This window comes from Verrucomicrobiota bacterium, assembly GCA_038744685.1.
In the GTDB taxonomy this organism is placed as follows: Bacteria; Verrucomicrobiota; Verrucomicrobiia; order Opitutales; family Puniceicoccaceae; genus Puniceicoccus.
Genome location: JBCDMB010000007.1, coordinates 122102 through 143278 on the forward strand (window position 1 = coordinate 122102; position 21177 = coordinate 143278).

Below are 21177 nucleotides of genomic sequence, written 5' to 3' on the forward strand. Positions count from 1 at the left end.
TTTCATAGACTGTCCTGATTGCGTGGATGAAACCTTGAGTGCTCATCAAGAAGCCGTTCGCTATCGACTTTTGTGTAGATTTGGGTCGTGGAAATGTCTGCGTGTCCCAACATTTCCTGAATCACTCGTAGATCCGCACCACCCTCCAGTAAGTGGGTCGCGAAAGAGTGTCGCAGAAGATGGGGTTTAATGGAAAGGGAGAGTCCTACCCGTTCTCCGTGGACCTTGACCAAGTGCCAAACCGTCTTTCGGGAAATTGGTAATCCACGTTGACTTAGGAAGACTTCGCTACCTGTCTTCGCCTTCACGAGTTTAGGTCGTCCAGCCTGAAGGTAATCGCGGAAGGCTTTTAGTGCACTTCCTCCAACGGGTACGAGCCTCTCCTTAGATCCTTTGCCAAAAACGCGGACGAACCTGTTGTCCAAATCAACAGACTGGAGAAGCAAAGCCGTGAGCTCACTCACCCGTAGTCCAGACCCATACAACAGCTCGAGAATTGCACGATCCCGCAAACCATGGGGAGTGGAAGTGGAAGGAGACTCCAGAAGTCGCAGCGTCTCTTCCACAGTGAGACTACTTGGAACCTTTCTTCCCGAACGAGGCCCACGGACAACTTCAGTAAAGCTCGCAGCGCCACTCTCCCGTTCTCGAAATGCGGAAAGACCCTTTAGGGCAGAAAGCTTTCGGGACAACGAACTAGGTTCAAAATTCAACTCTGACAATGACGCGAGAAATTCACCTGCTTTCGACTCATCGACATCCCGCCACGAGTAACAGCCTGCCTCTTCGAGAAATTGTCCGAATTGCGTCAAATCCTTTTCGTAGCTTTCGACCGTATTCGAGGAAAGTCCCCTCTCCAGCTGAATCCATGCAAGAAAAGCGTCGATGTCCTCACGCCAGAAGTGATCTCTTTTCTTATCGTCGGTCATCTTCCAGACCCTGATTTACCTAGTGTCCCAAAAATTTGTCGAACTGAATCTAGCTCACGAATTTTCTTTGTCATACTACAAGTGAGGACTAGGGTGACCTCGTGGATCCACTTCACACAGTCGCTTTGGTAGTCAATTGCTCAAAGCCCGGTGCCCGCAAAATTGGCGATCAACTCAAGGCACTCGCCGAGGATCGCGGGGTCACCACCCTCTTGACCGAAGATCACCCGCTACCCGACGGTTTTTTAGAAGGCTGCGATGCGGTTTGTGTGATTGGGGGCGATGGAACCTTTCTCGGGGTGGTTCCTCAGGCACTCGAATTTGATGTAAGGATTCTTGGAGTCAATCTGGGCAAACTGGGATTTCTTGTCACCTTCTCGCCCGATACGATCACGCGCGAATTTACTCAAATTCTCTCGGGTGAGTATGAGATAGAGGAAAGGACTCTTCTCGAAGCATGGGTTCCTGGAGAAAAACAACATTTTTGCCTGAATGATGTCGTGATCAAACAAACCTCCTCCTCCCGAATGATGATGCTCGAAGTTTTTGCGGATGGAGAACTGGTGAACGAATTTGCCTGTGATGGTTTGATTTTTTCCACACCTACAGGCTCAACGGCCTACAATCTATCGGCGGGTGGTCCAATCGTGCACCCTTCGGTTCTAGGTATCACCCTCACGCCAATTTGTCCTCATTCACTAAGCAACCGAAGTGTTCTTCTTTCAGCAGACACAAAGATTGAAGTTCGCACGGACGTGGAAACCTCTTGCCCTCAGATCACTTTGGACGGACACATGGTCTTTGAGGACTCCCAATTTCCTCTGTCGATCAGCACTCCGGAAAAAACTGTTTCGCTGATTCATCGAAACGGATACTCCCATTTTTCTACGGTTCGCACCAAACTTCTTTGGCGGGAAACTGCTTTGTAGAGAAACAGTTCGAACCGAAAACCCGACACTGAAATGGATGAATTTTACGTTCGATCGCCAAATGCAACTTCAGCGGATGGACCGTTCTCCGTTGAACAGCTCCAGGAGCTATACAAAGCGGAGATGCTGAACGAAGAGACGCTGTTTCGCGAGATCGAGACCGAAGGGTTTGCACCGTTTTCTTCCAATGAGGAGCTATGGAATCTGGTATCGTCCAATGAGGAGTCAGAAATCGGTCAGGAGACAGCCGAGGACACTCCACTAGAGAGGAAAAAAGAAGGCTCTGCTCTGTCTCAGTTCTTTTTTCTCAATTCGACTACGGACGAGGTTCAAGGACCTTACACACTAGATCAGTTTCGCAGCCTCGCCGCAGCGAGTGCTATCGGGGCAACAACGCCAGTTTCCCGGTCTGTTGACAGCGGATTTAAACCACTCGCCCAAGATCCCATTTGGGAGAGAATACGCCCCCAGGATAAGCCAGTTCTCCGCCTCAAAAAGAAGGAACCAACCCTCGCCACGAGTGCTTCACGGGATACCAAGATTCCAAGCCTAAGAAAGAAGAAGCCACTGATGGAGGTTACGGAAAATGGTTTACAGGAATCCCCCGACATTGACCACATGCTTAAGGCAGCAGAAGGGAACACAAGACAAACCAAACACGTTCAAAGCTTTCGCAAGTCACGGGAACGGGCATTCTCAATCCTTCTTCCGGGGTTGCTCCTCTCCTTTCTTCTTTCGGCAGCCGCAATCGTTCAACCTTTCTGGGAGACACTTTTCGAGATGATCCAGAGCCGAAACTTTACGACCAGCTTCTTTCTGAAGAACTGGATACTCGTTTTTGTAGTCATCGATGTTTTCCTCGCACTGGCAATCGGCTTCGGTAAGACCGCGGTATTCCCTTTTGCCCGGTTGCGTTGCGGAATCGGTATCGGCTTCTTTCTATTCCTCTTTTACTCGAGACAAGAATGGACTGCCCTCGTGGCGATGACCGCTCTTCAATCCGGCATCATTGGAGCCACTCTTTGCACGCGTTTCGCGACCACGCTACTCTTCATTGCCCTATCAGTGGGAGGTGGCGTTGTGTTGGTTCGCTTCTTCTGGTTTTGACTTCCGATTGGTCATCAGGATGAGAATTCTCCGTAAAATAAAAGACGGGATTCGTTTGATTCCTACCCTTCTCGAAAGAGAGATCTGGTCGAGTGGAGACGATGATCCTAAGAACCGTCGCGCTAGGTCATTCGCCCTACTTCGTATTCTGATTATCGTTTGGAGGGGAATTAATGGGAACAAGTTATTCAGCCAAGCGGCTGCTTTAAGCTATTATTCTCTGATCGGACTCGGTCCACTGCTCGCAATCGGAATCATGATCTCCAGCTTCCTGCTCAAAGGAGACGAGCAAGACAATGTGATCGTCGAGAAGCTGAGTCAGGCTCTGATATTTGTGGCACCTCCCGTGTCTGAATGGGACCTCGATGAGGACGCTTCTACAAAGGGCGAAACAAAGGAGACCAATGAGGAATCGACCGAAAGTGCACCCTCTACCGCGGAAGATAATGAAGGGGTTACCAAAAAGATAAACCCTTCGGTCATTAATTTTATTGATCAAATCGTCAAAAGCGCTCGTTCGGGCACAGTTGGAGTGGTTGGCTCAGTAGCCCTCATCGTAATCGTCATCCAGCTCATCACGTCGATTGAAAAGACGTTCAACGGGATCTGGGGGGTTAAACGCGGAAGGTCGTGGGCCCAGCGGATCATCTCCTATTGGACAATCGCGAGTTTGGGTGCGGTTCTGAGTATAACCGCTGTGACCGTTCTCTCCGCATCAGCTGCAATCAACCTTTTCAATCGCTTCGTCCCTGGAGTTGAATACGAGGACATCAACACATGGGCCGGACCTGTGATTTCGATTCTGCTGCTCACCCTGGTTCTGGCGGTTTTCAACCGGTTTTTCCCGCACACTTCCGTTCACTGGCGCGCTGCTTTCTACGGTGGATTTATTGGCTCTCTCCTCATGCTGGCCAATCACTCGCTTTCCTTCCTCTACGTCCACAAGGTGCTTCGCGACCAAAGCCTTTACGGCTCTGTCGGTATTATACCAGTTCTGATGTTTGGCCTATATTTGTTCTGGTTGATCGTTCTCGTTTCGTGTCAGGTCGCCTACGCGGTCCAGAACGCCAACAACCTCACGAACGAAGAAGCGTGGAGCAACATTAGCCCCCAGACCCGTGAATCACTTGCGCTCTCTTGCTTCCTTTACGTTGCCCGAAAGTTCCTTCGCTACCAGGAGCCACCCAGCACCACCGAGATTGCCAACCAACTGAGAGTGCCGGCACAATTGATGAACAATTGTCTGAGCCAGCTAACTTCTTCCGGGTGGATTCGCCCAATCGAACCAAACGAAAAGGACCGGCAGGCAGAAACCCGTTTTCAGCCGGGGTTACCGCTGGATCAAAAAACCCTTGGCGACTTCCATCGAAGTCTTTCTCGGGAGGGCAACAATCAGGGCGCCCATATTCTTGGAGACGTCGAGCCCCTCCTCCAAGAGTTTCAGTCTGCCTTCGTTTTCTCAGGTAGCCTCGACCGGTCGATTGCCGAGGTCCTGAGAGAAGATGGAGAGACGAAGTCGTAAAGTGCCCTAAATGAGTTTTCGGTGCTGAAAGGAATCAGGTTCGACAGATCACGAATTGAGCCATAATGGCTCACCCATTTAAGAACGCCCGATCATTGTCACTTGAATACCTTCGATCTTTAAAGGATCGGCGTTATTCAGACCTTCATAATTAGTTCTTAAAATATTGATATAGATATATTTAAGAATTATTTTTTCAGACCCAGAAGCCTTTTAGATTCTATTTCGATTCCACAGATTTCGGCATCGGTTGTGCAACAACAATAACCATGAACCCTGATTTTAATCGATTTACCGAAAAAGCCCGAGAAGCCGTTGTGGAAGCTCAGGCTCTTGCGCGGGAACACCAAAATTCCCAGATCGAGCCCGCGCACCTACTGGCCACCCTAGCCCATCAGGAAAACGGTATTGTTCCCGGACTGCTCAACCGCCTGCAAATCACTCCTCACGCTATCGTCCTTGCCGCAAACCGTGAGATCGAGAGGCTTGCAAAAGTCAGCGGTTCAACTGGGCAGGCGGGGATAGGCACCGATTTGCAAGCTGCTTTGACTGAAGCGGAGAGCGTAGCCAAACGCAGGAAAGACGAGTTTATCAGCACGGAGCATCTCCTTCTTGGCCTGATCGCCAGCGGTAGACCCCCCTCATTAAAGGAACTTTTCAAGAGTTTTGAGATCACCTCCAAAAAGATCGAAGAAGCACTACAAGAGGTTCGAGGTGACCAACGAGTGACTTCAGAGAATCCAGAGGCCTCATTTGAAGCGCTTGCCAAATATGGTGAAGACCTCGTGCAGAAAGCTCGGGACAACAAACTGGATCCGGTCATCGGGCGGGACGACGAAATTCGACGCGTGATCCGCATTCTTTCCCGCAAAACGAAGAATAACCCGGTTCTGATCGGCGAACCGGGCGTGGGAAAAACGGCGATTGCGGAAGGACTTGCCCAGCGAATCGTCAGAGGCGACGTGCCGGATGGTTTGAAAGATCGAACCATCTTCTCACTCGATCTCGGATCCCTTTTGGCGGGAGCAAAGTATCGAGGAGAATTTGAGGAGCGCCTGAAGGCTGTTTTGCAGGAAGTAAAGAATAGCGATGGGCGCATAATCCTCTTCATCGATGAATTACACACGATCGTCGGAGCCGGTAAGGCTGAGGGAGCGATGGATGCAGGAAACATGCTAAAGCCCATGCTAGCCCGCGGAGAACTTCACTGTATTGGTGCTACCACCCTGGATGAGTACCGACAAAACATTGAGAAAGACGCAGCACTTGAACGTCGTTTTCAGACCGTGATGGTCGATCAACCCACCGTAGAAGATACGATTTCAATTCTGCGGGGGCTCAAAGAACGTTTCGAGGTGCATCATGGAGTTCGGATACAGGACAACGCCCTTGTGCAGGCCTCTACCCTATCGAATCGCTATATCAGTGACCGTTTTCTCCCGGACAAGGCGATCGACCTTGTGGACGAGGCCTGTGCGATGATCCGTACTGAGATGGACAGTATGCCTGGGGAGATGGATTCGCTGAATCGAAGAATCCTTCAACTCGAGATTGAGGAGGCTGCCCTCAAGAACGAGAAGGACGACGTGAGCAAAAGGCGCTTGGAGGCGCTCAATAAGGAATTGTCCGACATGCGTGAGTCGATGGACGGCCTACGAGCTGAGTGGGAAAACGAAAAAGAGGTCATCAACGAAGCCCGTTCCATTCGAAAGGAAATTGAAGATACACGCCACGCGATGGAGACTGCCGAACGTCAGTATGACTTGAGCACTCTGGCCGAACTGCAGCATGGCAAGCTGCCTCAACTGGAGGAAAAACTAAAAAGCTACGAAAAGGCAGAGTCTCAGACCCATCTCCTCAAGGAAGTGGTTTCCGCCGAAGAGATCGCCGATATCGTTGGGCGGTGGACGGGAATCCCCGTCTCCCGCTTGCTCGAGGGTGAACGGGAGAAGCTGATGCGTTTGGAGGAGATCCTCCACGACCGAGTGATTGGTCAGGACGAAGCTGTTGAACGTACTACCGAGGCCATTCTCCGGGCACGCGCAGGGATCAAGGATCCCAACCGCCCCATTGGCTCGTTTCTTTTCCTGGGTCCGACTGGTGTGGGAAAGACTGAGCTAGCAAAGACGCTTGCCCGCACTCTCTTCGATACAGAGGCCAACTTGACGCGCATCGATATGTCCGAGTACATGGAGAAGCATGCCGTTGCCCGCCTTATTGGGGCACCTCCTGGTTACGTTGGATTCGAGGAAGGCGGCCAGTTGACGGAAGCCGTCCGCCGCAAGCCTTACAGCGTGCTCCTTTTTGACGAAATCGAGAAGGCTCACCCGGATGTCTTCAATGTCCTGCTTCAGGTGATGGACGATGGGCGCATAACCGATTCTCACGGGCGAACCGTAGATTTTAAGAATACGGTGATCATCATGACTTCGAACGTTGGCAGTCGTCACTTGCAGGAAGGCGTGAAAGGGGAACTGATTCCTGACTCGGTTCATGAATCGGTCATGGCAGAGCTAAGACAATCGTTCCGGCCGGAATTCCTGAATAGGATTGACGACACCATCCTCTTCAAACCTCTCACTCGGAAGGAGATTTCATCGATCACTCATCTTTTGGTTGCCGATTTGAATACCCGCCTTGAGGAAAGAAGAATACGAATCGAGCCCACCGAAGCAGCCTACGAATGGATCGCTGAAGAAGGCTATGATCCGGTGTATGGGGCAAGACCACTGCGACGCTTTATTCAAAGACAGGTAGAGACTTTGATGGCACGGGCCATCATCTCCGGAGAAATTGAAGAAGGACAAGTTGTCGGGTTAGACCATGTAAATGGCGAGACCACCCTAAAGCCAAACGGAACGTTCTCGGACGAGCAGGCAGCATAGGTCCAAACGGGAAACCTCACGACTCACTCGTGAGGCAATCCTGGGGAAAGCCATTGGACTTCTAAAGGAAGATCGGTTCCTACCACCTTCCGTGATTGCGAACTTTGGCTTCCCGACTTATCTCACGAAAGTGCCATCAAATCTGAAAGCGATCCGGCTCAAGGGAGTCCGGCAGAACAACCTCAAAAACTTCGACCTCGACATCCCGATTGGGAAGATGACTGTGGTGACCGGCCTGAGCGGAGCCGGCAAATCATCCCTGGTTTTTGATACTCTCCACGCCGAGGGCCAGCGACGTTATGTCGAGACATTCAACGCATACACGCGTCAGTTTCTCGAAATGATGCCCCGCCCCGATGTCGACGAGGTGGAGAACATTCGTCCTTCGATCGCTCTGGAGCAAAAGAACTCGGTTCGCGCGTCCCGCTCAACCGTCGGGACGATGACAGAACTGTGTGACTTCTTTAAAGCGTGGTTTCCGACTGTTGCCACCCTCTATGACCCGGCATCCGGAAAAGCGATTTCCGACGATTCTCCACAATCGATCTGGGCGAGCATTTCTGAGGATCCTCGGATCTCATCAGTGATTCTGGTAGCGTTTGCTGTTGCACGACCCAAAAACATTTCCTGGGGAGAGATCGTAGAATCCCTGAAGAAGCAGGGGTATACGCGCATTGCAGCCGGGCAAACCCTCGTAAGGTTAGACACAAGGACTCAGGAGCCAAAGAAAGGAGACAGGGTATACGTCATCCAAGACCGGCTAAAGGTCGCCCCCTCAAACCGGAATCGATTCTTCGAAGCGGCGTCTACTGCGTTCCTTCATGGTCAGGGTGAGCTGGTCATTCTCTCTGAGGAAGGAAAGTTACTGGAGAGCTTCTCCCACGGGCTTCGGTCTCCCGTTTCAGGACGTGTCTTTCGCCGCCCTCAGCCGGCTTTGTTCTCTTTCAATTCCCCAATTGGCGCTTGCCCAACGTGCCGAGGATTCGGTCGCGTTATCGGCCTGAACCGGTCCATGGTGATTCCCGATACTTCGCTCAGCCTGAATGAAGGGGCGATCAGAGCTTTCCAGGGGAAAGTCTACTCCAACTCGCTCGATGATCTTCGCCGACAGTCGAAACGGGCTAATTTGCGGATGGATGTGCCCTGGGCCGAGCTAACGGAAAAGGAGAGACGATTCGTCTGGGAGGGTGACCCCGATTTCTCGCCGGATGAAGAGGACTGGAGTGGGCAATGGTATGGAATTGAACGCTTCTTCGGATGGCTCGAGCGGAATGTTTACAAGATGCACGTCCGGATCTTTCTCTCCAAGTACCGCTCCTATGACAAATGCACGGCATGCGATGGCAAACGTCTCGGTGAAGAGTCCATGTGCTGGAAGTGGCAGGGCTTCACTCTTCCAGACCTCTATGATCTTGAAGTGAGTTCACTGCGGAGGCTTTTGGCAGATCGCTTTGAATCCGCCGAGAGAGGAGATTTGCTGAATTCTATCCTTCAAAGGCTGGGTTTTCTTGATCAGGTCGGACTGGGTTACTTGACCCTCAACCGACAAACCCGAACCCTGAGCGGCGGAGAAACAGAGAGAGTCAACCTGACAACCTGCCTCGGAACATCCATGGTTGAAACCCTCTTCGTTCTCGATGAACCGTCTGTAGGACTCCACCCTCAGGACATCGATCGCCTGACCGCCATCCTGCGGGGACTCGTTACCCAGGGAAATACCGTTGTGGTCGTTGAGCACGACGAGCGAATCATGCGGGCAGCCGATCGATTGATTGAAATCGGTCCAAAACCCGGCAAGCTCGGCGGCAAAGTCACTTTTGCAGGTAGCCTTGCGCAAATTCAACGAGTCCCAAACAGTCTCACCGGGCAATACCTTTCGGGAAAGAAAGGTCCAGTACGATCATTCGCCAGAAGAAAGATCCAGATGGACCAGAGAAACAAAAATGCTACCGGGAGAGTTTCTTTCTACGGTGCCTCAAAGCACAACCTCAGAGAGGTCAACCTCCACCTTCCCCTCAATCGCTTCGTGGCGATCAGCGGAGTTTCCGGATCAGGCAAATCCACCCTCCTCCAAAAAGTCATCTACGAGGGCTTAACTGCTCAAAAAGGCACAGCAGTTGAAGATCCCGCCATCATCCGCGATATCGATGCGAGCACTTCAATAGGTGAAGTCGTGCGCATCGACCAGAGCAGTCTGAGCAAAACCCCTCGATCCAATCCGGCGGTGCTTAGTGGTGCCTGGGAAGACTTCCGAAAGGCATTCGCAAAGACAGACGAGGCGATGAAAGCCGGGATGACCGCGAGCACCTTCTCGTTCAATACCGGAGATGGTAGGTGCGAACACTGCCAGGGCCTGGGCTATGAGCAGGTGGAAATGCAATTCCTTTCCGATCTCTACTTGCCTTGCCCAGTCTGTGACGGAAAGCGGTTCAAACCGGAGGTTCTCGCGATCCAGCTGAACGGATTCTCGGTCCACGACCTGATGCAAATGGAGGTCAATGAGGTGTTGAAGGAGTTTGCCGGGGATCCATCCATCGTTCAAAAGCTAGAGCCAATCCAACGCGTCGGCCTCGGTTACCTGTCCCTCGGGCATCCTCTCAATCAGCTTTCCGGTGGAGAGTCTCAACGACTAAAGCTCGTCAAACACCTCGGAAAAGTATCTGGAAACGGGAGTCTGATTCTCATCGATGAACCCACAACCGGACTTCACCGGCACGATATTACCAACCTCCTTTCTGTTTTTGAAGAGTTGGTGGAAGCTGGAAACAGTCTTGTAGTCGTAGAACACCACCCGGACATCTTATGCGCTGCGGATTGGTTGATAGAGATGGGACCGGGAGCCGGTTCGTCCGGTGGTGAAATCGTAGCGGCAGGAACCCCGGAAGAGGTTGCTTCCGGCAATAGCCTTTCCGCAGCCTTTCTCCGAGATTCGATCCAGGGCACGACAGATCAGAAATCCCATACCCCAAACTCAAATGGCAAGGTTATCTCCTTTCCCAAAGAAGTTTTAAAAGTGGCTGAATCACAGTCTGAATACGGAAAACGCCCAAATTCTATTTCGATAGAAGGGGCCTCGGAACACAACCTGCGCGACGTTTACGTGAAGATTCCCCATGGAAGGACAACCGTAGTTTCAGGTGTTTCGGGCAGCGGCAAGTCCACCCTGGCTTTCGACATTGTCTTCGCGGAAGGTCAACGTCGTTTCCTCGAGTCCATGTCGGCCTACGCACGCCAGTTCGTGGAGCAACTTCCCAAACCTTCTGTCGAAAAACTCACTGGTCTTGCACCGAGTGTCGCGATCGAACAACGCGTGACGTCCGGAACGGCTAAGTCGACGGTGGCCACGATCACTGAAGTAGCACAGTTCCTCCGGTTGCTCTATGCTCGCATCGGTGTCCAACACAATCCTGAGACGGGTAACCCAGTGGAGGCCATGGCCGAAGAGCAACTTGTCCGCCTTTTCCACAAGCGTCGCACGGAAATTTCATCCCGCGCCAAGACACTCTTCCTCGGCTCGCCGCTCGTTCGCTCAAAGAAAGGTCACCACCAACCCATCGCAGACTGGGCAGGTGCCCATGATCACCCGTTTCTCATCTGTGACGGTAGGTGGATATCCCCTGAGAAGTTTGAAAAGCTTGATCGCTACAGAGAACATGATGTCGACGTGGTCCTTGCAGACATTTCAGCCTGGGACCAAAAAGGGTCTCAGGAAATCTTCTCCGAGGCGCTGAAGGTAGGAAATGGCACAGCATTTCTCCAAACCAGTAAAACCAGTGAGAAAATCTATTTCTCGCGCACGCGGGTAGATCCAGAGACGGGTGAATCTTTTCCAGACCTAGACCCAAAACACTTTTCATGGAATTCGCCGAAAGGATGGTGCCCAACCTGTAGGGGGCGGGGCACTCTTTTGGACGAAAAGGATGAGAATGGCGAAGAGCCAATATGCCCAGACTGCAAGGGAGCACGGTTAGGGGAGATGAGTCGCAATGTCTTTCTCGACACACACTCTCTCGGGAAAATTAGTTTCCCTAAACTTCTCTCCCTAAGAGCCTCTGAAGTGATCAGTGTTCTTTCGGAAGTGAAGGGCGGTCCTCGCGAAAGGGCGATTCTAGCCGAGATCTTACCGGAAATCCGCGAACGACTGATCTTCATGGAGGAGATTGGACTGGACTACCTCACTCTCGACCGCCCTACCCGCACACTATCCGGAGGAGAGGCCCAGAGAATTCGCCTTACGTCCCAACTCGGGTCGAATCTTACGGGGGTGCTCTATGTTCTGGACGAGCCGACGATTGGCCTGCACACCCGCGACAACGAAAAGCTCCTTCAATCCATTGATCGGCTCAAGTCGAGGGGCAACACCGTCCTCGTTGTCGAACATGACGCTGACGTTATCCTCAACGCCGATCGCGTAATCGATGTTGGCCCGGGAGCGGGGGTTCATGGAGGGAATGTCGTCGCAGAAGGAACCCCAGCCCAGATCATTAAAAATCGTCGTTCAGAAACCGGGAAATACCTCAAGCGGACCGCTAATCATCCTTTGCGCGGTTCCCGCCGGGAGTTGCCGGAAGGCAACAAGAACTGGATACGACTGGAAGGAATACAGCTCCGGAATTGGAAAGGTGGCAGTGTCGCAATTCCGCGACGTCGACTCACAGCAGTTTGCGGCGTCTCCGGCGCGGGAAAGTCGACTCTGGTCCATGAGGCTATTCTTCGCTCGGTCGGGTTCGGATTGGCAAACGACTCAAAACAGTTAGGTGCAGGTGCCTTGAAGAAGATTTTCGGAACCGGACAAACTGGTGCTTCTTTGATTCGTAGAGTATCCGGCTTCCTGGGAATCCGAAAGGTGATCGAGATCGACCAATCACCGATCGGAAAGACATCACGATCCACTCCAGCCACTTACATCGGCGTTTTTGATAAAATTAGAAACTCCTTTGCTTCATTGACCGAAGCAAAGGTCAGAGGACTACATTCAGGATCCTTCTCCTTCAACTCTGCTGGTGGCCGATGTGAGACTTGTAAGGGTGCGGGCGTCCGCAAGCTGGAGATGAACTTTTTACCTAATGCGTCTGTCGTTTGCGAAGAGTGTGAGGGGAAACGCTACCGGGACGATCTTCTCGAAATCCTCTGGCGAGATCGATCGATCGCAGACGTTTTGGAAATGTCATTCGAGGAGGCAGCCGACTTTTTCTACTTCGATAACAGCATCCAGAAAGTTCTCCAGCTCATGGTCGAAACAGGACTCGGCTACCTCAAGCTGGGCCAGCCCTCCCCGACCCTAAGCGGAGGTGAAGCACAACGTCTAAAGCTTGTCAGCGAACTGGCTGAGGGAGGTTCAGGATCCTCTGGATACGAAAACCTTTACCTGCTTGAAGAGCCAACCATTGGACTCCACCTCAAAGACTGTGAGCGGCTAACGGGTCTTCTTCATCGTCTTGTCGACGATGGACACACAGTAATTGTCATCGAGCACCAAGCTAACATTCTCGCCGAGGCCGATTACCTTCTGGAAATCGGACCGGAAGGCGGGTCTAAAGGCGGGCAAGTGATTCACGCCGGCACTCCGGAAGAGATTGTTCGGAACAAGAAGAGTCCTACCGGCCCCAGCCTGAGACAGTTGCTCTCGAAGTGCCCATAAAACGCTCGTCCTCCAAACGACGACCAGGAGATGAATTGACCTGTCAACATGCCTCTAGAGACTCCTCCCGGAAGGTCTGGAGATATTCTCATGAAGGCTTCTCAGAAGTGAGATCTCACGATTTGAGGCCTCGAAATTCATCAGCGTAGCTTATCACCGTGTGTGCAGATTGCTCTAATTCCCTTTCTCCATTGACGCCGAACGACTCTCCTTCGCATTATTGAGATTCAGTCTTCATTTAGTGAATCTTTAGTAACCCGATGAATCCAAAAAAACTCACTCTCTCACTACTCGCCAGTGCTCTGACGCTTTCTGTTTTATCGGCAGATGACACAAGCCTCGACGAAGGTTTGAGCAAATCTGAATTGTTGGAGCAATTGGAAGAAGGAGGTCTCATTCTCTACATCCGGCATGCAACGACGGAAAAAGACTATGCCGATCAAGTTTCCGCAGACGTAAACGATGGTTCGACGCAAAGAGTCCTCAGTGAAGCGGGTTGGCACGAAGCTGTGCACATCGGAAATGCCGTTCGGTTTTACAACATTCCGGTCGGGATTGTCCTGAGCAGTGAGTATTTTAGAGCATGGCAAACCGCATGGCTCGCCTTCGGCGAATACGAGAAGAATCCCGACTTCAACTTCTTGCCGTTCGAGGACTACACTCCTGAGCAGTTTGCCGAGATGAAGAAAAGAGTTGCTCCCTACTTGTCTGCTATACCTGCCGACGGGACCAACACCGTAATCGTTGCCCATGACGATCCATTTGAAGCCGCAACCGGTATCTATCCCGAACCGCAAGGAGTGACGTTTGTCTTGAAACCTCTTGGCGATGGCTACCAAGTGCTGGGGTCAATCGCTCCCGACGCCTGGTAGACTTCTCTTAGTTGCTACAATCACAGCTGCCTCCACCGCAGCACCCACCCCCCGAAGAAGGACTGCCACTGGAACCTCGCGCCGTTGAGGGACCGACAGAGAACCCGGAATACACTTTTCTCAACTCTTCACCAGTTTCGGGGTGATGGGTGAGAGGTTTATCCTTGATTGACTGAGAAAACTCAAAACGCCTTGGCTTCTCACCCCTTTTTCTCGGGACGGTTTCGTATTCGTAGTTCGGCATTTCCCAATTTTTGCTGATCGTAGCAAGACCGAGAGACCTTCAGATGATCACCTGTTTCCGGCTCCACTGGCAGCCTGCTGGACTGGAACTCCCGGCTCTCGAGCACGGCTCCTTCTGAATTGATATCGATTTAATTCAGCGAGGGATAGCTGATCCACCAGATCCTCAAACCTCACCGCCGGTCGGTCAGCAACAACCGACTCCCGATTGGCACTGTGGTGGAGAGTGTTGAAGCGAATACGCTCCAGATTTGATGATGCGAAGAGCAGTCCGCTCCCTCGGAAATCACCAGTCTCCATCATGCCCATGTCAAGCTCCGGGGTCTCAAAGCGGTCGGATTGAAACAGGTTGATCTTCTCAACCGAAAACTTCTGAGATGCAAATGGGTGGTCAGTGGTTTGAAACGAAGTGGTGTTGTAGCGCCGAGACATCCACTTTCCACTAGGCACTGGATTTTCCGAGCTGGTCTCAAAACGTTTCGACTCGATAGCTTCGTTACGCTGGGTAAAATCAATTTGCCGGACTTGAGCACGAACGGATGAACCAGCGAATAGGCAGAGGAGGCCCAGAAAGACTATTGTTTTCAATGTGAAGATGGCCTAATTCAATCAGGAACTCCGCTAAGCGCAAGAACGCTTCTGCCTGAGGCTTACACCTCCGAGAGAGTGTGCCCAGCCACCCACCGAGTTCCAAAGCATTCTCTTTCTTTCCTTGCAGTCGGTTTCCACCTCAGTATTTTCGAAAGTTTTTTTAATAGAGAACATCCATGAGCGACATATCCAAATACCGGAACATCGGCATCTTCGCACACGTTGACGCCGGCAAAACGACTACGACCGAGCGTATTCTCATGCTAACCGGCCGGATCCACAAAATGGGCGAGGTGCATGATGGTGCGGCAACGACCGATTTCATGGAGCAGGAACAAGAGCGCGGGATCACCATCCAGTCGGCCGCAACGACCTGTTTCTGGGACGACCACCGTTTCAACATTATTGACACTCCGGGTCACGTTGACTTCACGATTGAGGTCTACCGTTCGCTTAAAGTTCTAGACGGTGGAATTGGCGTCTTCTGCGGTTCTGGAGGCGTTGAGCCCCAGTCCGAGACCAATTGGCGTTACGCAAACGATTCAAAGGTAGCTCGCCTGATCTACGTCAACAAACTAGACCGCATTGGAGCCGACTTTTACCGAGTGGTCGACCAGGTGAAAAACGTTCTCGGGGCGACGCCTCTTGTCATGGTGCTGCCCATTGGAACGGAAAGCGACCTGAAAGGGATCGTTGATCTTCTTACCCGGAAAGCATGGGTGTGGGACGATTCCGGAAATCCGCTCAACTATGAAATCACGGATGTTCCCGCAGATATGGTCGAAAAAGTGGAGGAGTATCGTGAGAAGTTGATCGAAACTGCTGTCGAACAGGACGACGAGGTTATGGAGGCCTATCTCGAAGGAAATGAACCCGATATCGAGACACTCAAGAAGTGTATTCGAAAAGGAACCATTAATCTGTCGTTCTTCCCCACGTACTGCGGATCGTCTTTCAAGAACAAAGGGGTTCAGCCCCTTTTGAATGGCGTAGTAGATTACCTTCCTGCACCAACTGAGGTCCCACCTCAGCCAGAAATCGATCTGGAAGGGAATGAAACGGGTGAGTTTGCAGTGGTCTCCGACAGTGAGCCGCTCCGGGCTTTGGCGTTCAAAATCATGGACGACAAGTATGGAGCTCTCACCTTTACCCGCCTCTACTCGGGCACAATCGCCAAGGGCCAATCCGTCCTCAATACGGCCACCGGCAAAACCGAGCGTATCGGACGCATTATCGAAATGCATGCCGATGATCGAAGTGAGATCGATACTGCCAAAGCAGGTGACATTGTAGCACTTCTCGGCATGAAGTCTGTTCAGACCGGTCACACTCTCTGTGATCCAAACGATCCAGCGACTCTCGAGCCTATGATCTTTCCCGATCCGGTGATCTCGATCGCGGTTCAGGCGAACGACAAAGGAAATGCAGAAAAGCTGTCAGTCGCCCTCGGCAAAATGGTTTCTGAGGACCCGTCCTTCCGCGTGGAAACCGATGAGGACTCCGGAGAGACCATTTTGAAGGGAATGGGTGAGCTTCACCTGGACATCAAGGTGGACATCCTTAAGCGCACACACGGCGTCGAAGTTTCCGTGGGTGAACCGCAGGTGGCTTACCGGGAAACCATCACCCGAGAGTTCACTGACTCCTACACGCACAAGAAGCAGTCCGGTGGTGCAGGTCAGTTTGCCAAGATCGACTACACCCTAACGCCACTTGATCCGGGATCCGGTTTCGAATTCGAGTCCAAGGTTGTTGGAGGAAACGTTCCGCGCGAGTTCTGGCCTGCAGTCGAGAAGGGCTTCAGAAACTCGGTAGAAAAGGGCGTTATGGCCGGATATCCCTGCCTCGATTTCAAGGTGACTTTAAGCGATGGAGCTTTCCACGCGGTGGACTCGTCAGCGGTCGCTTTCGAAACGGCTGCCAGAGCAGCTTACCGTCAAACAGTTCCGAAAGCCGCCCCAGAAATCCTAGAACCGATCATGAAGGTCGACGTGTTCTGTGGTGACGATAAGATGGGCGACGTGATCGGCGATTTGAATCGACGTCGCGGGGTCATCCTGAGCCAGGAACCGGCAGCATCAGGAGTCAGGATCAAAGCGGAAACCCCGCTGAGTGAGATGTTTGGCTACATCGGTGCGTTACGCACAATGACTTCGGGCCGTGGTCAGTTCTCTATGGAGTTCTCTCACTACGCATCGACCCCGAAGAACATCTCCGATCTGGTTGTCAAGAAGGCCCAAGAGCTCGAGGCGGCCAAAAAGTAAGTTCCACGCTCGTCTTCGGTTGCCGAATCCTAACTTGGGCGACTAGCCTCGGTTGCGGTTTCGTCTGCGATGCGTGTTTGGCCTCCACTTCAGATTCTTATCCTCCTCCTCCTGATTGCGGTTGGGTGGCTGGCTTTGTCGTCAATTGTAGGAAACACAAAGCAGGCGTATGATACGGACCTGTTAACTTCAGTAGACAAAGCTGACTACGCGGAGCTTTCTCCAAACCCAGTCTTTATCGAAGTGATCGCAACCGCTCCATTTGCGTCGTCTCATGTCGCTCTGGGTGATCAGAACGTCGAGGTTCTCACCATGACCGATTCGGCATTCTCGGTAGAGTTGGAAAGATGGAACGATGAAGCATTGATTCTCTCGGGGTCATTCGATCCTCGTGATCTACCTGTAGCCATCCGCATCGAGGTAGAGGATTCTTCTGAAGGAACCGACAGCACGGTGCATTGGATTCGAAGACCTGCCTCGACAATCACCATTCGCCGGTCCGATTTCAATGAGTGACCGAAAGAAGGGGTGCTTACGGGTGGAGAACCTAACCGTCCACTATCAGAAGAACTGTGCGCTAAAGAATGTCTCATTTTCCGCAGAAAGTGGAGAATCCGTTGCCATTATCGGTCGGAACGGTGCTGGCAAAAGCACTCTTTTGAAAGCCATCGCTGGTCTCATTCAAGGGGTAAGCGGAGAGATCCATTGGAACGAGTCGAAGTTGACCAAGGAAGCGATCCGTAGTCTGCTCTCCTACCTTCCGCAGCGCGAGGAGATCGACTGGAACTTTCCGATCACCGTTCAGGGCCTTGTTGAAATGGGTCTATACTCGAAAGCCGGTTCCTGGGGAAAGTTTTCGAAAAGACACCGGAACGCAGCAGACGAAGCCATCGACAAAATGGGACTCAAGGATCTGACAAAAAGACGAATTGGAGAGCTTTCCGGCGGTCAGCAGCAGAGAGCGTTTCTCGCGAGGGCTGTTGCTGGTGGCGCTACCCTGTTTCTGTTGGACGAGCCGTTTTCCGGATTGGATCCATCTGCATCCGAGACCCTTTCACAGATTCTTGTTTCTTTGGTCCAAGAGGGGTCGCTTCTCCTTGCTTCTCACCACGATTTACCCTCCATTCCACAGACCTTTCAAAAAACCCTTCTCCTGCGGACAGAGCAGATAGGGTTCGGTGTTTCCTCGGAGATTCTTTCGCAGACGACGTTGAAGGAGTTTTAGGTTTTAGGACAGATCCCAATACGGCCTTCCCGCTGGCAAAGTTACTTTCGGAAAGGAGAAGCGACCTGTTTGCCTACTTTTGTTTGAGTCAACGATGGTTCTTCGATATCTCCCTCCACATGATTAAGCACATCGTGATTTGGAAATTTAAGGAAACAGCCGATGGCTATTCGAAGGAAGAGAACATGAATAGGGTCAAAGAATCCCTCCTCGCCTTGAAGGGAGTGGTTCCGGAGCTTTTGGAAATTGAGGTCGGCCGGGATTTCAACGGTTCCCCTGCCTCTTTCGAAATGGCTCTTTACACCGCCTTCGCATCCAAGGAGGACTTGGAGAGTTACCAGATCCATCCTGAGCATGAAAAGGTCAAAGATCTGATTGGACCACTGACCCGTGAGCGCGCGGTCGTCGATTACGAAGTGTGAAACCGCTCACCTGCGGTGATGACTGTCTCTCTGGATATCCCACCTGGTCTGATCGAAAAGTACAACCGGCCGGGCCCCCGCTACACCTCGTACCCGACTGCAATTCATTTCAAGGAGGAGGTGGACGTCTCCTCACTTCTTTCTGACACCCGAAACTCGACCGCTCCACTATCGCTCTATTTTCACCTTCCGTTTTGTGAAACCCTCTGTTGGTTCTGTGGCTGCAATACGATCATCACCAAAGACCGAAGTCGAGTTGGAGAGTACAGCAAGCTACTGGAGATGGAGATGAATCTCTACCGGGATGAGCTGGTTTCGGGTCGAGTCGTGGAACAGCTGCATTTTGGAGGAGGCACACCCAATTTCTTTCCGGCTGATGCGATTCGACAATTGGGGTCGTCCATCCGGGAACGCTTCACTTTTTCCGATGATGCGGAATGCTCAGTGGAGCTAGCTCCCGCTCATCTAACTGAAGAACAGGTCAACGCGTTCGGGTCCATCGGGGTAAAGCGTGCCTCATTTGGCGTTCAGGATGTAGATCCGAAAGTTCAGAAACTCATCCATCGGATTCAGCCGCAAGAGACCAATATTCGAACGATGACTTGGCTCCGTGACTATGGGTTCGAGTCCGTCAATATCGACTTGATCTACGGGCTACCCGGTCAAACCGTTCGTTCTTTTCGGAAGACATTGGAGACAGTTCTTACCCTTGATCCCGATCGTTTTGCTATCTTCAACTACGCTCACGTCCCTTGGATGAAACCCGCCCAACGAATGCTTGAAAAAGCAGGCCTCCCGTCGGCAGAGGAGAAGGTGGAGATGCTTCGGTTGATTGTGAGTTTTTTGACGGAGAATGGATACCGGTACATCGGGATGGATCACTTTGCTAAACCGGAGGATGAGCTGGTTCTCGCCCAAGACGCCAAATCCCTGCAGCGAAATTTTCAAGGCTATAGCACCAAGGCCGGTTTGGAGATTGCCGCATTCGGTATTTCGTCAATCTCCCAAACATCATCGGCCTACCGTCAGAATTCAAAGAATCTCGAAACTTACACGCATCTTCTCAGTTCAGGGAAACTCCCTATCGAACGCGGATGCCTCCTGGATCAGGATGATAGGATTAGACGCGATGCCATCCAGCGACTCATGTGTGACCTCCAGATTGATCGCGAAGAGTTTGGAGTTCGATGGAATATCGATTTCGACGACTATTTTCAGGAGAGCGAATCGCAGCTGGTCGAACTTGTGGACGACGGACTGATTCAGGACAATGGGAACACAATTCAGGTGAGCGAAATTGGACGCCTTTTTTTGAGGAACATTGCCATGTGCTTTGATAGAGATCGATACAGTGAGCAGGCACGATACTCCAAGACAGTCTAGAGCATTCTGTATTCATTCTGTCGCATCAGGTGGGGAGAAAAAAGAGGGCAGCGCAAGGCGGCCCTGAGTGTAGCGGGCTAGAAGCCCGTAAACTCAGGACTAACGCTGCGACCCCTCTTTTTTGCCCCATCAGTAGGACTGAGTGTTTTTTTGTGCCAACAGCGTTTGAGCGACTCTCACGCACTTCTAGTGCGCTACGAGGCGCTCTGCCTCGTTGGCCGCAAGAAATCCTCTCAGCCTGATTGGACAGAATGAATACAGAATGCTCTAGGGTAAAACTGACAGACTGATACCGTTTGTTCGCTAGTCGACAGACAGTCCGAAATCACACGCTTCTCCTTAAGGGCACTTCGATTTCCCTCAAAAATTGTGTGTCGAAAACGTCACACCTCCCAAACACTGTAGACTTGTCGGCGACATCAATTGGCCCGACAAACCTCGAATGGTAAATCCCATTCCACCCACTCTACTCTTTGCTGCTTCGATTGCTTCAGCAATCACCTTGAAACCGATCGGCACCTGGTCGACTGGCGTTTTTGATGAAGGCGCTGCCGAGATCGTCCAATACCATCCTGAATCTCAGCAGCTTTTTATTGTAAATGGAAATCTTCCGGGGATCGATGTGGTGCAGATTAGCGATCCAAAGAACCCAACCAAATCCTTTTCCATCCCACTGGACGCACATGGTGATGGGGTGCAATCCGTAGCGATTCACGATGATCTGATCGCTGTTGCCGTTTCTTCCGATCCCGCAACGGACAACGGTTTGGTTGCATTCTTTGATCCAAAAGGCGCATTACTCCAGAAGGTCGAGGTTGGTCCACTCCCAGATATGGTGACCTTTACACCCGACGGATCTTACCTACTCGTTGCGAACGAGGGAGAGCCTTCCGACGACTACTCCATCGATCCACCCGGATCGGTATCGATTATACCCATCGGAACGGATCCGCTCACCGCCTATGAAGACCCAGTCCACCTTACCTTCGAGAGTTTTGACGGAACAACCATTGAAGGTCTTCATCCGGGAAATCCCGCCTCCAGCCTTTCACAGAATCTCGAACCCGAATACATAGCCGTCTCACCAGATGGTAGTATCGCCATGGTCACCCTCCAAGAAAGCAATGCGATTGCCATTATCGATTTAGAGAAGAAGGAAATCTC

The 21177-nt window shown here is 51.8% G+C and carries 14 protein-coding genes; 12 read left to right on the top strand and 2 right to left on the bottom strand.

Annotated features, from left to right (window positions below; genetic code table 11):
• Positions 1–2: 2 nt before the first annotated feature.
• The gene (locus tag AAGJ81_06505; protein MEM0965780.1) at positions 3–929 is read right to left on the bottom strand and encodes a site-specific tyrosine recombinase; all 927 of its coding nucleotides are present in this window, start codon (positions 927–929) and stop codon (positions 3–5) included.
• A gap of 101 nt (positions 930–1030) precedes the next feature.
• On the opposite strand from AAGJ81_06505, the gene AAGJ81_06510 reads away from it, so the two are divergent.
• The 6 genes from AAGJ81_06510 (at position 1031) to AAGJ81_06535 (ending at position 13885) form a co-directional block, all read left to right on the top strand.
• On the top strand, positions 1031–1858 hold the full coding sequence (locus AAGJ81_06510; protein MEM0965781.1) for an NAD(+)/NADH kinase: 828 nt from the start codon (positions 1031–1033) through the stop codon (positions 1856–1858).
• Between the two features lie 33 nt (positions 1859–1891).
• Positions 1892–2965 (top strand): hypothetical protein, encoded by a 1074-nt coding sequence (locus tag AAGJ81_06515; protein MEM0965782.1) that lies wholly within the window; start codon positions 1892–1894, stop codon positions 2963–2965.
• A gap of 19 nt (positions 2966–2984) precedes the next feature.
• A complete protein-coding gene (locus AAGJ81_06520; protein MEM0965783.1) occupies positions 2985–4487 on the top strand; it encodes a YihY/virulence factor BrkB family protein in 1503 nt (500 codons plus the stop codon).
• Positions 4488–4756: 269 nt separating this feature from the next.
• Positions 4757–7372, top strand: coding sequence for an ATP-dependent chaperone ClpB (gene clpB, locus AAGJ81_06525; GenBank protein ID MEM0965784.1), 2616 nt, complete (start codon positions 4757–4759; stop codon positions 7370–7372).
• Positions 7373–7502: 130 nt separating this feature from the next.
• Complete coding sequence (uvrA, locus tag AAGJ81_06530; protein MEM0965785.1) at positions 7503–13013, top strand: excinuclease ABC subunit UvrA; 5511 nt, start codon at positions 7503–7505, stop codon at positions 13011–13013.
• Between the two features lie 260 nt (positions 13014–13273).
• Entirely contained in the window at positions 13274–13885 is a 612-nt protein-coding gene (locus AAGJ81_06535) for a histidine phosphatase family protein (protein MEM0965786.1), read from the top strand.
• 291 nt (positions 13886–14176) lie between these two features.
• Here AAGJ81_06535 and AAGJ81_06540 read toward each other — a convergent pair whose 3' ends face one another.
• Positions 14177–14716 carry a hypothetical protein gene (locus tag AAGJ81_06540; GenBank protein ID MEM0965787.1) on the bottom strand — a complete coding sequence of 180 codons (540 nt, stop codon included), beginning with the start codon at positions 14714–14716 and terminating at the stop codon, positions 14177–14179.
• Positions 14717–14895: 179 nt separating this feature from the next.
• On the opposite strand from AAGJ81_06540, the gene fusA reads away from it, so the two are divergent.
• The 6 genes from fusA to AAGJ81_06570 form a co-directional block, all read left to right on the top strand.
• A complete protein-coding gene (gene fusA / locus AAGJ81_06545; protein ID MEM0965788.1) occupies positions 14896–16983 on the top strand; it encodes an elongation factor G in 2088 nt (695 codons plus the stop codon).
• Between the two features lie 69 nt (positions 16984–17052).
• Entirely contained in the window at positions 17053–17499 is a 447-nt protein-coding gene (locus tag AAGJ81_06550) for a hypothetical protein (protein ID MEM0965789.1), read from the top strand.
• The gene (locus tag AAGJ81_06555; protein MEM0965790.1) at positions 17492–18208 is read left to right on the top strand and encodes a metal ABC transporter ATP-binding protein; all 717 of its coding nucleotides are present in this window, start codon (positions 17492–17494) and stop codon (positions 18206–18208) included. The genes AAGJ81_06550 and AAGJ81_06555 overlap by 8 nt, the downstream gene beginning before the upstream one ends.
• Before the next feature lie 119 nt (positions 18209–18327).
• Complete coding sequence (locus tag AAGJ81_06560) at positions 18328–18630, top strand: Dabb family protein (GenBank protein MEM0965791.1); 303 nt, start codon at positions 18328–18330, stop codon at positions 18628–18630.
• An 18-nt stretch (positions 18631–18648) separates the two neighbouring features.
• On the top strand, positions 18649–20013 hold the full coding sequence (gene hemN, locus AAGJ81_06565) for an oxygen-independent coproporphyrinogen III oxidase (GenBank protein ID MEM0965792.1): 1365 nt from the start codon (positions 18649–18651) through the stop codon (positions 20011–20013).
• A 442-nt stretch (positions 20014–20455) separates the two neighbouring features.
• Positions 20456–21177 (top strand): hypothetical protein (locus tag AAGJ81_06570; GenBank protein MEM0965793.1); only part of this gene is annotated, 722 nt, incomplete at its 3' end.

Bases quoted from the DNA above. Each gene is read 5' to 3' on its own strand.
- AAGJ81_06520 (MEM0965783.1), top strand. From the start codon at position 2,985: ATGAGAATTCTCCGTAAAATAAAAGACGGGATTCGTTTGATTCCTACC.
- AAGJ81_06555 (MEM0965790.1), top strand. From the start codon at position 17,492: ATGAGTGACCGAAAGAAGGGGTGCTTACGGGTGGAGAACCTAACCGTC.
- AAGJ81_06550 (MEM0965789.1), top strand. From the start codon at position 17,053: ATGCGTGTTTGGCCTCCACTTCAGATTCTTATCCTCCTCCTCCTGATT.
- AAGJ81_06560 (MEM0965791.1), top strand. From the start codon at position 18,328: ATGATTAAGCACATCGTGATTTGGAAATTTAAGGAAACAGCCGATGGC.
- AAGJ81_06515 (MEM0965782.1), top strand. From the start codon at position 1,892: ATGGATGAATTTTACGTTCGATCGCCAAATGCAACTTCAGCGGATGGA.
- hemN (MEM0965792.1), top strand. From the start codon at position 18,649: ATGACTGTCTCTCTGGATATCCCACCTGGTCTGATCGAAAAGTACAAC.
- fusA (MEM0965788.1), top strand. From the start codon at position 14,896: ATGAGCGACATATCCAAATACCGGAACATCGGCATCTTCGCACACGTT.
- AAGJ81_06535 (MEM0965786.1), top strand. From the start codon at position 13,274: ATGAATCCAAAAAAACTCACTCTCTCACTACTCGCCAGTGCTCTGACG.
- clpB (MEM0965784.1), top strand. From the start codon at position 4,757: ATGAACCCTGATTTTAATCGATTTACCGAAAAAGCCCGAGAAGCCGTT.
- AAGJ81_06505 (MEM0965780.1), bottom strand. From the start codon at position 929: ATGACCGACGATAAGAAAAGAGATCACTTCTGGCGTGAGGACATCGAC.